Annotated in this window: 13 protein-coding genes; 8 read left to right on the plus strand and 5 right to left on the minus strand. The window is 73.4% G+C overall.

What is annotated here, in order from left to right; genetic code table 11:
- Nucleotides 1–294 (minus strand): DUF3099 domain-containing protein (locus MHY29_RS07810; RefSeq protein ID WP_239239759.1); only part of this gene is annotated, 294 nt, incomplete at its 3' end.
- Nucleotides 295–490: 196 nt separating this feature from the next.
- On the opposite strand from MHY29_RS07810, the gene fabG reads away from it, so the two are divergent.
- Both fabG and MHY29_RS07820 read left to right on the plus strand, forming a co-directional pair.
- Nucleotides 491–1,219 carry a 3-oxoacyl-ACP reductase FabG gene (gene fabG / locus MHY29_RS07815; RefSeq protein ID WP_224354895.1) on the plus strand — a complete coding sequence of 243 codons (729 nt, stop codon included), beginning with the start codon at nt 491–493 and terminating at the stop codon, nt 1,217–1,219.
- A gap of 37 nt (nt 1,220–1,256) precedes the next feature.
- Nucleotides 1,257–2,015, plus strand: a complete 759-nt coding sequence (locus MHY29_RS07820; protein WP_239239762.1) for an SDR family oxidoreductase — start codon at nt 1,257–1,259, stop codon at nt 2,013–2,015.
- An 89-nt stretch (nt 2,016–2,104) separates the two neighbouring features.
- Here the strand turns inward: MHY29_RS07820 and serB are convergent, their stop codons facing one another.
- A complete protein-coding gene (serB, locus tag MHY29_RS07825) occupies nt 2,105–2,953 on the minus strand; it encodes a phosphoserine phosphatase SerB (RefSeq protein WP_239239766.1) in 849 nt (282 codons plus the stop codon).
- A gap of 38 nt (nt 2,954–2,991) precedes the next feature.
- Here serB and MHY29_RS07830 point away from each other — a divergent pair, with 38 nt between their 5' ends.
- The 5 genes from MHY29_RS07830 (at nt 2,992) to MHY29_RS07850 (ending at nt 7,096) form a co-directional block, all read left to right on the plus strand.
- Nucleotides 2,992–3,840 carry an ABC transporter ATP-binding protein gene (locus MHY29_RS07830; protein WP_239239769.1) on the plus strand — a complete coding sequence of 283 codons (849 nt, stop codon included), beginning with the start codon at nt 2,992–2,994 and terminating at the stop codon, nt 3,838–3,840.
- Entirely contained in the window at nt 3,840–4,682 is an 843-nt protein-coding gene (locus MHY29_RS07835) for a sulfite exporter TauE/SafE family protein (protein ID WP_255718715.1), read from the plus strand. The genes MHY29_RS07830 and MHY29_RS07835 overlap by 1 nt, the downstream gene beginning before the upstream one ends.
- A gap of 1 nt (nt 4,683) precedes the next feature.
- Nucleotides 4,684–5,556, plus strand: a complete 873-nt coding sequence (locus MHY29_RS07840) for an RNA methyltransferase (RefSeq protein ID WP_239239775.1) — start codon at nt 4,684–4,686, stop codon at nt 5,554–5,556.
- A gap of 119 nt (nt 5,557–5,675) precedes the next feature.
- Entirely contained in the window at nt 5,676–5,933 is a 258-nt protein-coding gene (locus MHY29_RS07845) for a type B 50S ribosomal protein L31 (RefSeq protein ID WP_224354889.1), read from the plus strand.
- Nucleotides 5,934–6,028: 95 nt separating this feature from the next.
- Nucleotides 6,029–7,096 (plus strand): lipoate--protein ligase family protein, encoded by a 1,068-nt coding sequence (locus tag MHY29_RS07850; protein WP_239239778.1) that lies wholly within the window; start codon nt 6,029–6,031, stop codon nt 7,094–7,096.
- A 122-nt stretch (nt 7,097–7,218) separates the two neighbouring features.
- On the opposite strand, the gene pepN is transcribed toward MHY29_RS07850, so the two are convergent.
- Both pepN and glgC read right to left on the minus strand, forming a co-directional pair.
- Complete coding sequence (gene pepN / locus MHY29_RS07855) at nt 7,219–9,843, minus strand: aminopeptidase N (protein ID WP_370643482.1); 2,625 nt, start codon at nt 9,841–9,843, stop codon at nt 7,219–7,221.
- A gap of 110 nt (nt 9,844–9,953) precedes the next feature.
- Nucleotides 9,954–11,198, minus strand: coding sequence for a glucose-1-phosphate adenylyltransferase (glgC, locus tag MHY29_RS07860; protein WP_239239784.1), 1,245 nt, complete (start codon nt 11,196–11,198; stop codon nt 9,954–9,956).
- Nucleotides 11,199–11,318: 120 nt separating this feature from the next.
- On the opposite strand from glgC, the gene glgA reads away from it, so the two are divergent.
- Nucleotides 11,319–12,515, plus strand: coding sequence for a glycogen synthase (glgA, locus tag MHY29_RS07865; RefSeq protein WP_224354885.1), 1,197 nt, complete (start codon nt 11,319–11,321; stop codon nt 12,513–12,515).
- 85 nt (nt 12,516–12,600) lie between these two features.
- On the opposite strand, the gene MHY29_RS07870 is transcribed toward glgA, so the two are convergent.
- On the minus strand, nt 12,601–14,712 hold the full coding sequence (locus tag MHY29_RS07870) for an acyl-CoA dehydrogenase (RefSeq protein ID WP_224354884.1): 2,112 nt from the start codon (nt 14,710–14,712) through the stop codon (nt 12,601–12,603).
- Nucleotides 14,713–14,733: the final 21 nt, after the last annotated feature.

Genomic DNA, 14,733 nt, shown 5'->3' on the forward strand with positions numbered 1-14,733 from the left:
GCAGGGCGGGGCCGGGACGGCGGGGGCCGCGCGGGCCACGTCCCGGCGCCGCCCTGCCTCGCGGGGGCCGGTGTTGTTCACGCGGACCACGGCCACATAGGGGAGCACCACGGCCCCGAGGATGAACAGGATCTGCCACCAGCCGTGGGTGAACAGGGCGGCGATGAAGCACGCGGTGCGCACCGCCATTTGGACGACGTAGACGCGCGTGCGGGCGTCGCGGTCGGCGCTGCGCGGCGCGGCGGCGGTGGTGACGCCCTGGACGGCGTCGGGCTCGCGGACGATGGCGGCCAAGCCTCCTCCTCACGGGGACGCGGACGCGGGACCGGCGTGGGCCGGATGCGTAGAGTGATGTGACGCGCACGCGCCCTCCTCGCAGCCCCTGCCCCGGGGCGCGGCGGCGGGCCCGTCCGTGAGGGACCATTCTAGTCCCGTCAGACCGGCCCCGCAGTGGGGCCGCCCACCCCGGACACAGACTGGAGGCGCCCGCATGGCGGAGCAGACCGAGCCCGGAGGACGCAGCGTCCTCGTCACCGGAGGCAACCGCGGCATCGGCCGCGCGATCGCGGAGGCCTTCCTCGCGAACGGCGACCGCGTCGCCGTGACCTCCCGCTCCGGCGAGGGCGGTCCCGAGGGCGCCCTGACGGTCGCCGCGGACGTCACGGACGCCGCCTCCGTGGACGCCGCCTTCCGCGCGGTCGAGGAGGCCCACGGCCCCGTCGAGGTGCTCGTGGCCAACGCCGGCGTGACCAACGACCAGCTGCTGCTGCGCATGTCCGAGGACGACTTCACCTCCGTGGTGGACACCAACCTCACCGGCGCCTTCCGCGTCGTGCAGCGTGCCACCAAGGGCATGATGCGCCTCAAGCGCGGTCGGATCGTGCTGGTCTCCTCCGTCGTGGGCCTTCTCGGCTCGCCCGGCCAGGTGAACTACGCCGCCTCGAAGTCCGGCCTCATCGGCATGGCCCGCTCCATCACCCGCGAGCTCGGCGCCCGCGGGATCACCGCGAACGTCGTGGCCCCCGGCTACATCGACACGGAGATGACGCGGTCCCTCGACGAGGAGCTGAAGGCCCAGTACAGGAAGTCCATCCCCGCCGGCCGGTTCGCCGAGCCCGAGGAGGTGGCCGACGTCGTGCGCTGGCTGGCCTCGCCGGGGGCCGGGTACGTCTCCGGCGCCGTGATCCCGGTCGACGGCGGCCTCGGCATGGGCCACTGACCCGCTTTCCCGCACCACCCCGACCCGAAGGAGCACCATGACCACCCAGGACCTCGCCGGCAAGGGCGTCGTCGTCACCGGATCCTCGCGCGGCATCGGCGCCGAGACCGCACAGCTGCTCGCCGCCCGCGGGGCGGGCGTCGTCGTGAACTACCGCCAGAAGGCGCCCCGCGCGAACAAGGTGGTCCAGGCCATCGAGGCCGCCCGCGGGCGCGCCGTCGCCGTGGGCGGCGACGTGACCGTGGCCGAGGACCGCGCGGCGCTGCTGGACGCGGCGATCGACAACTTCGGCTCCCTGGACGTGCTGGTGCTCAACGCGTCCGGCGGCATGGAGTCCCAGTTCGGCGAGGACTACGCCATGACGCTCAACCGCGACGCTCAGGCGGCCCTGGCCGACGCCGCGCTGGAGCGCATGTCCGCCGGCGGGCAGATCGTGTTCGTGACCTCCCACCAGGCGCACTTCATCGACGAGGTGGCCACGATGGACGCCTACGAGCCGGTGGCCCGCTCCAAGCGCGCCGGCGAGGACGCCCTCCGCGAGCGCATCCCGGCCTTCGAGGCCAAGGGCGTGGGCTTCGTCGTGGTGTCCGGCGACATGATCGAGGGCACCATCACCGCCACCCTGCTGAACCGCGCCGAGCCGGGCGCCATCGAGGCCCGCCGCGAGGCCGCGGGGAAGCTGTACTCGGTGGAGGAGTTCGCCGCCGAGGTGGCCGCGCTCGTGGGCCGGACCGACCTCGAGGCCGGCTACACCGAGCTCGTCGGCGGGGCGCAGGACTTCCTGGCCCGCGGCTGACGCCGGCCGCCAGCGCTGTCAGGGCGGGACACGCCGCCTCCCTCGTCGGGGAGGCGGCGTGTCCCGCCCTCATCGCGTGCTGGGCGCCCTCAGAGGCCGAGCAGCCAGCGCAGCGGCGTGAGCGAGGGCACGTCCAGGATCACCTGGGCGTGCACCCGCAGCGCCGGCTTGGCGCACAGGGCGACGCCGCAGCCGGCCGCGTCGAGCAGGTCGATGTCGTTGGCGCCGTCGCCTACGCCCACCGCCTGCGCCGGGTCGAGGGACGCCTCGGCGGCCCAGTGGCGCAGCATGCGGGCCTTGGCGGCGCGGTCGACGACGTCCCCGACCACCCGTCCGGTGAGCGCACCGTCGACGATCTCCAGGCGGTTCGCGGCGTGGGCGTGCAGGCCCCAGCGCTCCGCCAGGGGGGAGAGGACCTGCGTGAATCCACCGGAGACGGCGCAGACGCGGCCTCCCGCGGCGTCCACCGCCGAGACGAGCTCCATCGCCCCGTCGGTGGGCCGCACCCGGGCCACGACGTCGTCGACGACCGATGCCGGCAGCCCCGCCAGCGCCTCGACGCGCGCGTGCAGGGACTGGGCGAAGTCCAGCTCGCCGCGCATGGCCCGCTCCGTGACGGCCGCCACCTCCGCCTCGCGCCCGGTGTGGGCGGCCAGCAGCTCGATGACCTCCTGCTGGATCAGCGTGGAGTCCACGTCAGTGACCACCAGCGGCGTCGGGGCGGCGGCCACGGACTGCGGCAGGCTCGCCAGGGCCCAGTCCTCCGGGAGCGCGGCGGCCTCCTCGGCCGACGGCACGGACCCCTCCCAGCGCAGGCCGGCCAGGCCGTCCGCGGCGAGGTGCTCGGCGTCGGCGGGCAGCGGCGCCCATGCGGGGGCGACGGGGGAGTCGGTCCCGGCGGGCACGGCGCGGTACAGGAGGTGGCGGGCCTGGGTCATGCCCCGATCCTAGGCGGCGCCCCACTAGGCTGGTCTCCATGAACACCGCCCCCCAGGATCCGAGCCCCCGCCCCGTCGTCGAGCACGACGTGTTCACCCCCGACGAGGACGCCGTCCTGCAGCTGCGGGACGTCGCCGTGCGCCGGGGCGCCAAGCAGATCCTCGCCGGGATCGACTGGACGGTCCGCGCGGGGGAGCGCTGGGTCGTCATGGGGCCGAACGGCGCCGGTAAGTCCACTCTGCTGCAGATCGCCGCCTCCCGCATGTTCCCCACCTCCGGCGACGTCGCGATCCTCGACGAGGTGCTCGGCGCGGTCGACGTGTTCGAGCTGCGCCCGCGCATCGGCCTGTCCTCCGCCCTCCTGGCGAACCAGGTGCGCGACGACGAGGCCGTGCAGGACGCCGTCATCACCGCCTCCTACGGGATGACCGGCCGGTGGCGCGAGGAGTACGAGGTCGAGGACCGCGCCCGGGCCCTCGGCCTGGTCTCCGAGTGGGGCCTGTCCCGACTGGCGCACCGCCGGTTCGGCACGCTGTCCGAAGGCGAGCGGAAGCGCGTGCTGATCGCCCGCGCCCTCATGACCGACCCCGAGCTGCTCCTGCTGGACGAGCCGGCCGCCGGCCTGGACGTGGCCGGCCGCGAGGCCCTCGTGGGCCAGCTGTCCGAGCTCGCCGCGGACGAGGACGCCCCCGCCACCGTCCTGGTGACGCACCACCTGGAGGAGGTGCCCCCGGGCTTCACGCACGCGCTGCTGCTGGCCGACGGCGCCGTGGTCCAGGCGGGACCGCTGGAGGAGACGCTGACGGCCGAGCACCTCTCCACCGCCTTCGGCACCCCGCTGAGGGTGACCCGGGCGGACGGGCGCTACACCGCCGTGGCGGCGTGATGGACCTGCTGACCGCCCCGGTCCTGGGCATGGACCTGTGGCAGGTGGCGCTGGTCCTGCTCGCCGGGTTCTGGGCGGGCACGATCAACTCGATCATCGGCTCCGGGACGCTGGTGACGTTCCCGGTGCTCGTGGCGGTCGGATTCCCGCCGGTGACCGCACAGGTCTCCAACGCCATGGGGCTCGTGGCCTCCGGCTTCTCCGGGACCTACGGGTACCGGCGGGAGCTGCGCGAGTCCCGGGCGCTGCTGCCCCGCCTGACCCTCGCCTCGTTCCTGGGCGCCGTCATCGGTGCGACGCTGCTGACGGTGCTCCCGCCGACGGTGTTCGCCTCTGTGGCCCCGTGCCTGCTGGTGCTCGCCCTGACCATCGTGGTCCTGCAGCCGCGCATCCAGGCGTGGGTGCGGCGTCGCTCGGCGGGGGAGCACGGGCACGTGCCCGGCGCCGACTCGCCGGTGCCGGTGGGGCCGGCGAGCCCTGCCCTGTGGACGCTGGTGTTCCTCACGGGCATCTACGGCGGGTACTTCGTGGCGGCGCAGGGCGTGATGCTCATGGCGATCTTCGGCGTGATGCTGGTCGGCGGCACGCTGGTGCACGCCAACGCGGTGAAGACGTGGCTGTCCCTGACCGTGAACCTCACCGCCGCCGTCTTCTACCTGGTCTTCGCCTTCGACCGCATCGACTGGCGTGCCGTCCTGCTGATCGCCGTCTCCTCCCTGGTCGGCGGGTCGGTGGGGGCGCGGATCGGACGCCGGATGTCCCCGACGGCGCTGCGCGTCACCATCGTCGTGATCGGCCTGGCGGGCCTGGTGAGCATGCTGTCCCGCCTGGCGGGGGCCTGAGATGTCCGACGACGGCGCTCCCGCACCGTTTCCGGGGGAGGTGCGCCTGCAGTCGGCCGCCGACCTGGCCGATCCCCGGCTCGCGCCGTACACGACGCTCACCGACGCGGCCCTGCGCAGGGACGTCGACGCCGCCCACGGCGTGTTCCTCGCCGAGTCCTCGCCCGTGGTGCGCCGCGCCCTCGACGCCGGGCACGCCCCGCGCTCGTTCCTGCTCGGGGACCGCTACCGGGAGACCTTCGCGGACGTGATCGCCGCCCACCCGGGCGTGCCCGTGTTCACCGGCCCGGACGAGGTGCTGACCGCCCTGACCGGATTCCACCTGCACCGCGGCGCCCTGGCCGCGATGGACCGGCCGGTGCCCCGGAGCGTCGCAGAGGCACTGGACGGTGCGCACCGCGTGCTCATCGCCGAGGACCTGGTGGACCACACCAACCTCGGGGCCGTGGTCCGATCTGCGGTGGCCCTCGGCTGGGACGCGCTGCTGCTCACCCCGCGGGCGGCGGACCCCCTCTACCGGCGCGCGATCCGCGTCTCCATGGGGACGGTGTTCCGCCTGCCTTGGGCCCGGGCGGACGGTCCCCTCGACGAGGCGCTGCCCGCCCTGCGCGCCGCCGGGTTCGCGACGGCCGCCCTCGAGGTGACCGACCGCGCCGTCGGCCTGGACTCCCCGGAGCTCGAGCCCGTCCGCACCGCCGAGCGCCTCGCCCTCGTGCTGGGTCAGGAGGGCCCCGGCGTGCGGCCCGAGACGCTCGCCGCCGTGGACGCCCACGTCGTCATCCCCATGCCGGCCGGCGTCGACTCCCTGAACGTGGCCGCAGCCGCCGCCGTGGCGCTGTGGGAGCTGCGGCCCCGGGACACGCCCGCGGCCTGAGCCGGACGATGTCCCCGCGTCGTGTAGAGTGGGCCGCTGGCCCGCCGCCCGGCGGACCCCACGACCACACCTCTCGCGCCCCTGGTCACAGTCAGGCGGCTGGAACGAAGGAACACACCATGAAGTCTGAGATCCACCCGGATTACCGCTACGTCATCTTCAACGACCTCGCCTCCGGTGAGAAGATCCTCACCCGCACCACCGCGACCTCCGAGAAGACCGCCGAGTGGACCGACGGCAACACCTACCCCGTGATCGATGTCGAGATCTCGGCCGCGTCGCACCCGTTCTACACGGGCAAGCAGCGCATCATGGACACCGCCGGCCGCGTGGAGCGCTTCAACGCGCGGTTCAAGGGCTTCGGCGGCAAGAAGTGATCGCAGCGGCCTGAGCCGCTCTCGCGCCGCACGACGCCGGGCCCCGCACCTCCGCCATGGAGGGTGCGGGGCCGGCGTCGTCCTAGGCTGAAGCCATGAGCACCCAGACGACGCATCACGGAGAGTTCAAGGTCCTCGGCGGAAAGCTGGTGGCCGCCGACGTGGAGGTGCAGGACGGGGTGATCGTCCGCGCGTCGGTGAACGGCGACTTCTTCCTGGAGCCGGACGACGCCCTCGAGGACATCAACGCCGCGCTCACCGGGCTGCCCGCGGACACCGAGCACCACGTGCTGGCCGAGCGCGTCCGCGCCGGGCTGCGCCCCGAGGCCCGCCTGTTCGGGTTCGACGCCGAGGCCGTCGCCACCGCCGTGCGTCGTGCGGTGGGTCTGGCCACCACCTGGGAGTCCCACCGGTGGGAGATCCTCCCGCCCGAGCCCCTGCCCATCGAGATGAACACCGCCCTGGACCAGGTCCTCACGGAGGACGTGGCCGCGGGCCGCCGCAACCCCGTGATGCGCCTGTGGCAGTGGACCGAGCCCGCCGTGGTGATCGGCGCATTCCAGTCCCTCGCCAACGAGGTCGACCCGGACGGCGTCGCCCGCCACGGGATCCACGTGGTGCGGCGCGTCTCCGGCGGCGGCGCGATGTTCATGGAGGCGGACAACTGCGTCACGTTCGCCCTGTCCGCGCCGGCCTCGCTCGTGGACGGCATCGACACCGCCGAGTCCTACCCGTTCCTGGACGAGTGGGTCATGGAGGCCCTCCGGGAGCTCGGCGTGCAGGCGTTCTACCAGCCGCTCAACGACATCGCCACGGTCCAGGGGAAGATCGGCGGCGCGGCCCAGAAGCGGTTCGGCGCCACCGGGCTGCTGCACCACGTCACCATGAGCTACGACATCGACGCGGACAAGATGACGGAGGTGCTGCGGATCGGCCGGGAGAAGCTGCGGGGCAAGGGCGTCGCCTCCGCGAAGAAGCGCGTCGACCCCCTCCGCCGCCAGACCGGCGTGCCCCGCGAGCAGATCTGGGAGACCATGATGGCCGTGTTCGAGCGCCGCTACGGCGCCCGCCGGGTCGAGCTCGACGCCGACACCCGCGCCCGCGCCGAGGAACTGGCCCGCACCAAGTTCTCGTCACCGGAGTGGACCGCCCGCGTCCCATGACCGGACGCGCCCCGTCCCACGCGTGACCGCCACCGGGTCCGACGGCTTTCCGGGCGGGACACGCCGCATCGGCTGATGCCACAGCGGCGTGTCCCGCCCGGAACGCGCGGGGGGATGTCGGGTCACGGGGTCGGCTGGGCCGCCTGCACGCGCAGCGATCGGCGCAGGGCGTCCGTCTGCTCGACGACCAGGCGTCGCAGCGCGCCCGGGGCCGCGGTGTGCTCGTCCAGCCACGCCTGCGCCCGGGCGAGGACCGGGTGCGCCTCCTGGGCCGCCGCGTCCCCGGGCAGGGCGTCCTGGTGCAGGGGGAACAGGCCGGAGATCGCCCGTGAGGCCAGTCCGTTGGACCGCGAGGACCACAGCCCCTCCAGTTCGCCCCAGAAGCCCGGCTCGAAGGGGTCGACCAGGTCGTGCCCGCCGGCCGCGAACCCGGAGGCCGTCGCGGACAGCAGATCGTTGGACAGGGCCTGCCCCTCAGCGTCCTCCCCGGCCAGGACGGCGTCCCAGGCGGCGCGCTTCACGGCCGGGTCGGGGATCGCCTGGGCGGCGAGCCGGTGGGCCACCACCGTCTTGGCCGTCCGCTCCTCCGCCAGGGCGGCATCGAGCCGGGCCCGGTCGGCCGAACCCGTGGCCGCCAACGCCTGCAGCACGAGCCAGCGGATCTCCGCATCCACCGCGAGGCCGGGCGCGCCGGTCTCGGCGTCCTCGAGGACCGCGGTCTCCAGACGGCGGGCGAGGTCGGCGTCACCGCGGGCCAGCACCGCGAGGGTGCGGACGGCCGCGCGCTGCCGGTCCCCGCCGGCCTCGAGGGAGCGCAGGGCGGACAGCAGGTGCTCGCCGAGGCCGGCCCGCAGGGCACGCCGCTGGGCGGCCGTCGCGTAGAGCTCCACGGCGGCCGCGGCCTGGGAGACCACCTGCGTGTACACGGCCACGCCGGCCACGGAGGCGGACAGCTCCTCCACCGCGCCCACGAACCGCGCGGCGGGCAGCGTGCCCTCGCGGACCATGGACCACAGGGCCGCCCAGACGGTGGCCTGCGCCAGGGGGTCGGCCACGGGACGGGTGAGCACGGCGTCCAGGGAGGCTTCGTCGAGGGCGACGGCGGCGTAGGTGAGGTCCTCGTCGTTGGGCAGGATCAGCCGCGGGCCGTCGGGAACCTCCAGCCCGGGCAGCGTGGTCCGCTCGGCCCCGGCGGCGATGTCCGCGTCCACCTGCGCGGTCCGGGTCAGGGCGCCGTCGGCGTCGGGGGTGAACACGCCCACCCGGAGCACGTGGGGGCGGCGGATGGGCTCACCCGTCCTCGGGTCGACGCCGGAATGGACCAGCACGGGGGCGCCGTCGCCGTCGGCCTCCACGGCGAGTGCGGGCACGCCGGCGGTGCGCAGCCAGGCGTCCGCCCAGGCGCTCATGTCCCGGCCGGAGGCCTCGCCGAGCACGGCGAGGAAGTCGTCCAGCTCCGCGTTGCCCCAGGCATGACGGTGGAAGTAGACGCGGGCGGCCTCCATGAACGCGTCCCGGCCCACGAACGCCGCCAGCTGCTTCAGGACGGACGCGCCCTTGGCGTAGGTGATGCCGTCGAAGTTCTGCCGGGCGGCCTCGAGGTCCACGATGTCGGCGACGATGGGGTGCGTCGTCGGGTAGGCGTCCTGCGCGTAGGCCCAGGCCTTGCGGCGCGAGGCGAAGGTCGTCCAGGACTCGTCGAACCCGGCCGCCTCGTCCGCGGCGAGCGTGCCCATGTAGTCCGCGAAGGACTCCTTGAGCCAGAGGTCGTCCCACCAGCGCATGGTGACGAGGTCGCCGAACCACATGTGCGCCATCTCGTGGAGGACCGTGGTGGCGCGCCCCTCGAGCTGCCCGCGGGTGGGGGCGGTGTCGTGGATGTAGTGCTCGGTGAAGGTCACCAGGCCGGGGTTCTCCATGGCGCCGAGGTTGTACTCGGGCACGAACGCCTGGTCGTAGGCGCCCCACTCGTAGGGGACGCCGAACAGGTCGTGGAAGAAGTCCAGGCCGGCCTTCGTGATGCGGAACAGCTCGTCGGCGTCCAGGTGCTCGGCGAGGGCCCGCCGGCACATCACGCGCAGGGGGAGGGGCTCGGCGCCGGTGGCGGCGTGGCCGTCCCAGCGGTCCTCGACCACGGCGTAGGGTCCGGCCACGAGGGCCGTGATGTACGTCGAGAGCCGGCGCGTGGGGGCGAAGGCCACCGTCACCGCACCCTCCCCGGCGTCCTCGCGGCCCACCTCGGCCCCGTTGGAGGCCAGCACCCAGTCCGCCGGACCCGTCAGGCGGAACGTGAAGGACGCCTTGAGGTCGGGCTGCTCGAAGTCGGGGAACACGCGTCGCGCGTCGGCCGGCTCGTACTGCGTGTACAGGTAGGTGCGCCCGTCGGCCGGGTCGACGAAGCGGTGCAGACCCTCCCCGGAGCGGGAGTACAGCGAGGTTCCGCGCAGCGTCACCGTGTTCTGCGCGGCCAGGTCCGGCAGGCGCACGCGGGAGCGGGACGCGACGACGGCCGGGTCGAGCGCCTCGCCGTTGAGCTCCACGGACTCCACGGAGGCCGAGATCCAGTCCAGCCAGGTCTCCGCTCCGGGCTCGGCGCAGTCGAAGCGGATCGTGGCGGTCACCGGATAGGCGGCGGCGCTGGCGTCCGCGGCGCCGCTGACGTCCACGTGGACGTCGTAGTCGTGGACGGTGATCAGGCGGGCCCGGGCGCGAGCCTCGTCCCGCGTGAGCGTGGGGGAGTCGGTCATGCAGGACATCCCATCACAGCCGGTGTCTCACGTCACACTCGGGGCACCGAGCGCCGCCGACGCGCTGGCGGGAAGCGGGACGCGCCGGCGACGGGACCTCACGGGGCGGTTCAGCGGGGGTCGGGGACCCGCTGGTTCTTGGACAGCACCGTCAGGCCGGAGTCGGTGACGGTGTAGCCGTTCGCCTCGTCCTCGGCGCGGTCGAAGCCGATGCGGGCGCCGGCCGGGATGACCACGTTCTTGTCGATGATGGCGTTGCGCACGTGCGCGCCCTCGCCGACGGTCACGGAGTCCAGCAGCACCGACTGCTCCACCCACGCCTCGTTGCCGACGCGCACGTCCGTGGAGAGCACCGACTGCGCGACGGTGCCGCCCGAGATCACGACGCCCTGGGCCAGGATGGAGTCGCCGGCGGTGCCGGGTCGGCGCGAGGCCGAGCGCACGAGCTTGGCGGGCGGGGACACCGACTGGCGGGTGTAGAGCGGCCAGGCGCGGTTGTAGAGGTTGAACTCCGGCCACGGCTGCACGAGGTCCATGTGTGCGTCGTAGTAGGAGTCCAGGGTGCCGACGTCCCGCCAGTAGTGCTTGCCGGGGGTGCCGCCGGGCACCTCGTTGGTGGTGAAGTCGTAGACGCCGGCCTCGCCGCGCCCGACGAAGTAGGGGACGATGTCGCCGCCCATGTCGTTGTTGGACTCCGGGTTGGCGTCGTCGGCGTTGAGGGCCTCGACGAGCGCGTCCGTGTCGAACACGTAGTTGCCCATGGACGCGAGGAACTGGGCCGGATCGTCCGCCAGGCCCGGCGTGGTGGCCGGCTTCTCCACGAACGCCGTGATGCGCCCGGGGTCCGCGGCGTCGGTCTCGATGACGCCGAACTGGTCGGCCAGCTCCAGCGGCTGACGGACCGCTGCCACCGTGGCCTTCGCCCCGGAGGCGACGTGGTGGTCCACCATCTGCTGGAAGTCCATGTGGTAGACGTGGTCCGCGCCGATGACGACGACGATGTCCGGCCGCGCGTCGGAGATGAGGTTCATCGACTGGTAGATCGCGTTCGCCGAGCCCGTGAACCAGTCCTTGCCGCGCCGCTGCTGGGCCGGGACCGTGGCCACGTAGTTGTTCAGCATGGTGGACATGCGCCAGGTCTCCGAGATGTGGCGGTCCAGGGAGTGCGACTTGTACTGCGTCAGCACGACGATCTCGCGGAAGCGCGAGTTCACCAGGTTGGAGAGCGCGAAGTCGATCAGCCGGTACTCGCCGCCGAACGGCACGGCCGGCTTGGCGCGGTCCGCCGTCAGGGGCATGAGCCGCTTGCCCTCGCCTCCCGCGAGAACCACAGAGAGGACCTTCTTCTCCACCATCGCTCGACCACTTCCTTGGGTTTCCTGGGGTGCCTGCGCGTGCCATGTCCGTGCGCGGGCCGTGGGGCCCGGCGTGCCGCCAGACTATCGAGCCGTTCCGGCCCCGACTAGGTTGGAGGCGTGCGCATCGACATCGTGACCAAAGAGTTCCCCCCGACCATCTACGGCGGCGCCGGCGTCCACGTGGCCGAGCTGACCCGTGTCCTCTCCTCCCGTGCCGACGTGCACGTCCACGCCTTCGGCGGCGCCCGCGAACCCGACTACCACGGGGCCACGGTGACCTCGTACGCCCAGCCCGCCGGCTTCGAGTCCGCCAACGGCGCGGTCCAGACGCTCGTCACCGACCTGGACATCGTCGGGGACCTCGACGGGGCGGACGTCATCCACTCCCACACCTGGTACGCCAACATGGCCGGTCACCTGGGCGGGCTGATGCACGGCGTGCCGCACGTGCTCTCGGCGCACTCGCTGGAGCCGCTCCGCCCCTGGAAGGCCGAGCAGCTCGGCGGCGGCTACGCCCTCTCCAGCTGGGCCGAGTCCACGGCCTACCACGGAGCCGCCGCGGTCATCGCGGTGTCCGAGGGCATGCGCCGGGACATCCTGCGCTGCTACCCGGACGTCGACCCCGCCAAGGTGCACACGGTGCACAACGGCATCGACACGCAGCTGTGGACCCCGCAGACCGGCACCGACGCCCTCACGAAGTACGGCATCGATCCGGACAGGCCCTCCGTGGCCTTCGTCGGCCGCATCACCCGGCAGAAGGGCGTGCCCCACCTGCTGCGCGCGGCCCTCCAGCTCCCCGAGGACGTGCAGCTCGTGCTGTGCGTCGGCGCCGCGGACACCCCCGAGCTCGCCCGCGAGGTCGAGGGCCTGATCGGCCGGCTGCGCGCCGAGCGCGAGGGCGTCGTCGTGGTGGAGGGCATGATCCCGCGCGGCGAGGTCACGCAGATCCTCTCCGCCGCCACCGTGTTCGCCTGCCCCTCGATCTACGAGCCCCTCGGGATCGTCAACCTCGAGGCCATGGCCTGCGGCACCGCGGTCGTCGCCTCGGCGGTGGGCGGCATCCCCGAGGTCGTGGACGACGGCGTCACGGGCCTGCTCGTGCCCGTGGAGCAGGCCGACGACGGCACCGGCACCCCCGTGGACGAGGAGAAGTTCGCCGCCGACCTCGCGAAGGCGCTCTCCACCGTCCTGGCCGACCCCGAACGGGCCACAGCGATGGGCGAGGCGGGGCGCGCCCGCGCGATCGAGCACTTCTCCTGGGAGACCATCGCGGACCGCACCATGGAGGTCTACGCGGCGGTCGCCCGCTGACCGCGCCCTCCCGCCCCGGGGCGGCACGACGACGGGCCCGTCACCTCGTGGAGGTGCCGGGCCCGTCGTTCTACGGGGCGCCTGGTCAGCGCTTGCCGGCGTGCAGCGTCTTCTCGTGCACGGGCTCCTCGCCGGCCGCGCGGCGGGCGGCGAACCAGTCGGCGGCCTCCTGCTGTCGGACCGACTCGGCGTCCGTGGCGATCTCCATGCGCAGGTGCTCCGGCTCCAGCCCGAATGCCTCCACGAGCTCCAGGGCGAAGGGGCGCAGGCGCTCGGCCAGGCGGTTGACGTAGCCGCGGAGCACGCGGGCGCGGGCCGAGGAGACGCGGCCGTGGGCCACGAGCCAGCCGAGGTCGTCCTCGATGAGGCGCAGCGCGAACAGGTCGCGCAGCCAGGTCAGCACCGTGCGGGTCTGCCCCGCAGGCAGCGACTCGACCTGGCGGGTGAACGCCTCCCACTGGAGGAGCTCGCCGTGGTGGCGCGCCACCTCGATCAGCTCGTGCTGGCGCGAGTTGAACGCGGCGGCCTGCTCCGCCTTCGACTTCCCCCGGGCCGAGCCGAGCGTGGAGGCGATGTCCGCGACGCGCGTCCGCACGCGGTCCGTCAGCAGGTCGCGCTGGACCTGGGGATCCTTGAACCAGTTGGCCGCGCGGCGCTGGTCGCCGCGGTCGTGCACGGACTGCGCGGCCTTGTGCAGGCCGACGCGGTGCAGGGCGTCGGACGCCTCGGACGCGGCCCAGCGGGAGACCGCCCCGACGTTGAGCTTGCCGAACTCCGCCGAGTAGTCGGTCAGCAGGCGCTTGCCGACCAGCTGGAGCAGGATGTTGTTGTCGCCCTCGAAGGTGACGAAGATGTCCAGGTCGGCGCGCAGGTGCGGGAGGCGGTTGCGCCCGGCCATGAAACCCATGCCGCCGGTGGCCTCGCGGGCCTCCTGCAGGGTGTCGAGGGCGTTCCAGGTGGTCAGCGGCTTGATCGCTGCGGCGAGGGTCTCGAGCTCCTCGCGGTCCTTGTCCGTGTCGCCCGCGCCGGAGAACACGTGGTCGAACTTCTCGAGCAGCTCGTTCGCGGCGAACAGGTCCGCGTAGGTCCGGGCCAGGCGATCGATGAGGCGGCGCTGATGGTTCTGGTAGTCCAGCAGCAGCGTCTCCGAGCCCTCGGGGCCGCCGAACTGGCGGCGCTGCTCGGCGTAGGCGAGGGCGCCGTGCAGGCCCATGAAGGACGCGATGGAGGCGGCGAGGGACAGGGACACGCGCCCCTGCACCAGGGTGCCGATCATCGTGAAGAAGCGCCGGCCGGGGGAGGCGATGTCCGAGGAGTAGGTGCCGTCCTCGGCGACGTCGCCGTAGCGGTTCAGCAGGTGGGTGCGCGGCACGCGGACATGGTCGAAGTGGAGGCGGCCGTTGTCGATGCCGTTCAGCCCGCCCTTCAGGCCGTCGTCCTCGCCGCCGACGCCGGGCAGGAAGGCGCCCGACTCGTCGCGGATCGGGACGTAGAAGCAGTGGACGCCGTGGTTCACGCCCTTGGTGATGAGCTGGGCGAAGACCGTGGCGGCCCGCCCGTGGAGGGCGGCGTTCCCGAGGTAGTCCTTCCACGCCGCCTTGAACGGGGTGTGGATCACGAACTCCTGCGTGGCCTCGTCGTAGGTGGCCGTGGTGGCGATGGAGGCGACGTCGGAGCCGTGGCCGATCTCCGTCATGGCGAACGCGCCGGGCATGGAGAGGTCCATCGCGCCGGGCAGCCACTTCTCGTGGTGCTCACGGGTGCCCAGGTGCAGGATCGCGGAGGAGAACAGGCCCCACTGCACGCCTGCCTTGATCTGGAGCGAGGGGTCGGCCAGCACCAGGTTGGCGAACGCGGCGATGGAGCCGCCGTGGTCGTCCTGGCCGCCGAGGTCCGCGGGGAAGGCGCGGTGCACGGCCTTCTCCTCGACGAGGATGCCGAGCTGGTCGAGCACGCGGGCACGGTGCTCGTCCATGCCGAGGGCGGGGTCGCGGTGCAGGCGCTCGTCCTTGACGAGGCCGCGGGCGGTGCGGTGCGCCTCGGCCCACGAGCCCAGGAGCAGGTCCTGGAGCGCGGCGGCGTCGAGCGCGCCCGGCGTGGGGTCCTCGGGGGCGATCTCGGCGACGTCGTGGGGGACGGCGTCGGTGGCGGGGAGGGCCTCGGCCGCGGAGGCGGCGTCGGTGCGAATGTCCGTCATGACGGTTCTCCTTGTTGGGTG

This window comes from Micrococcus sp. ACRRV (assembly GCF_022346985.1).
Lineage (GTDB): Bacteria > Actinomycetota > Actinomycetes > Actinomycetales > Micrococcaceae > Micrococcus > Micrococcus porci.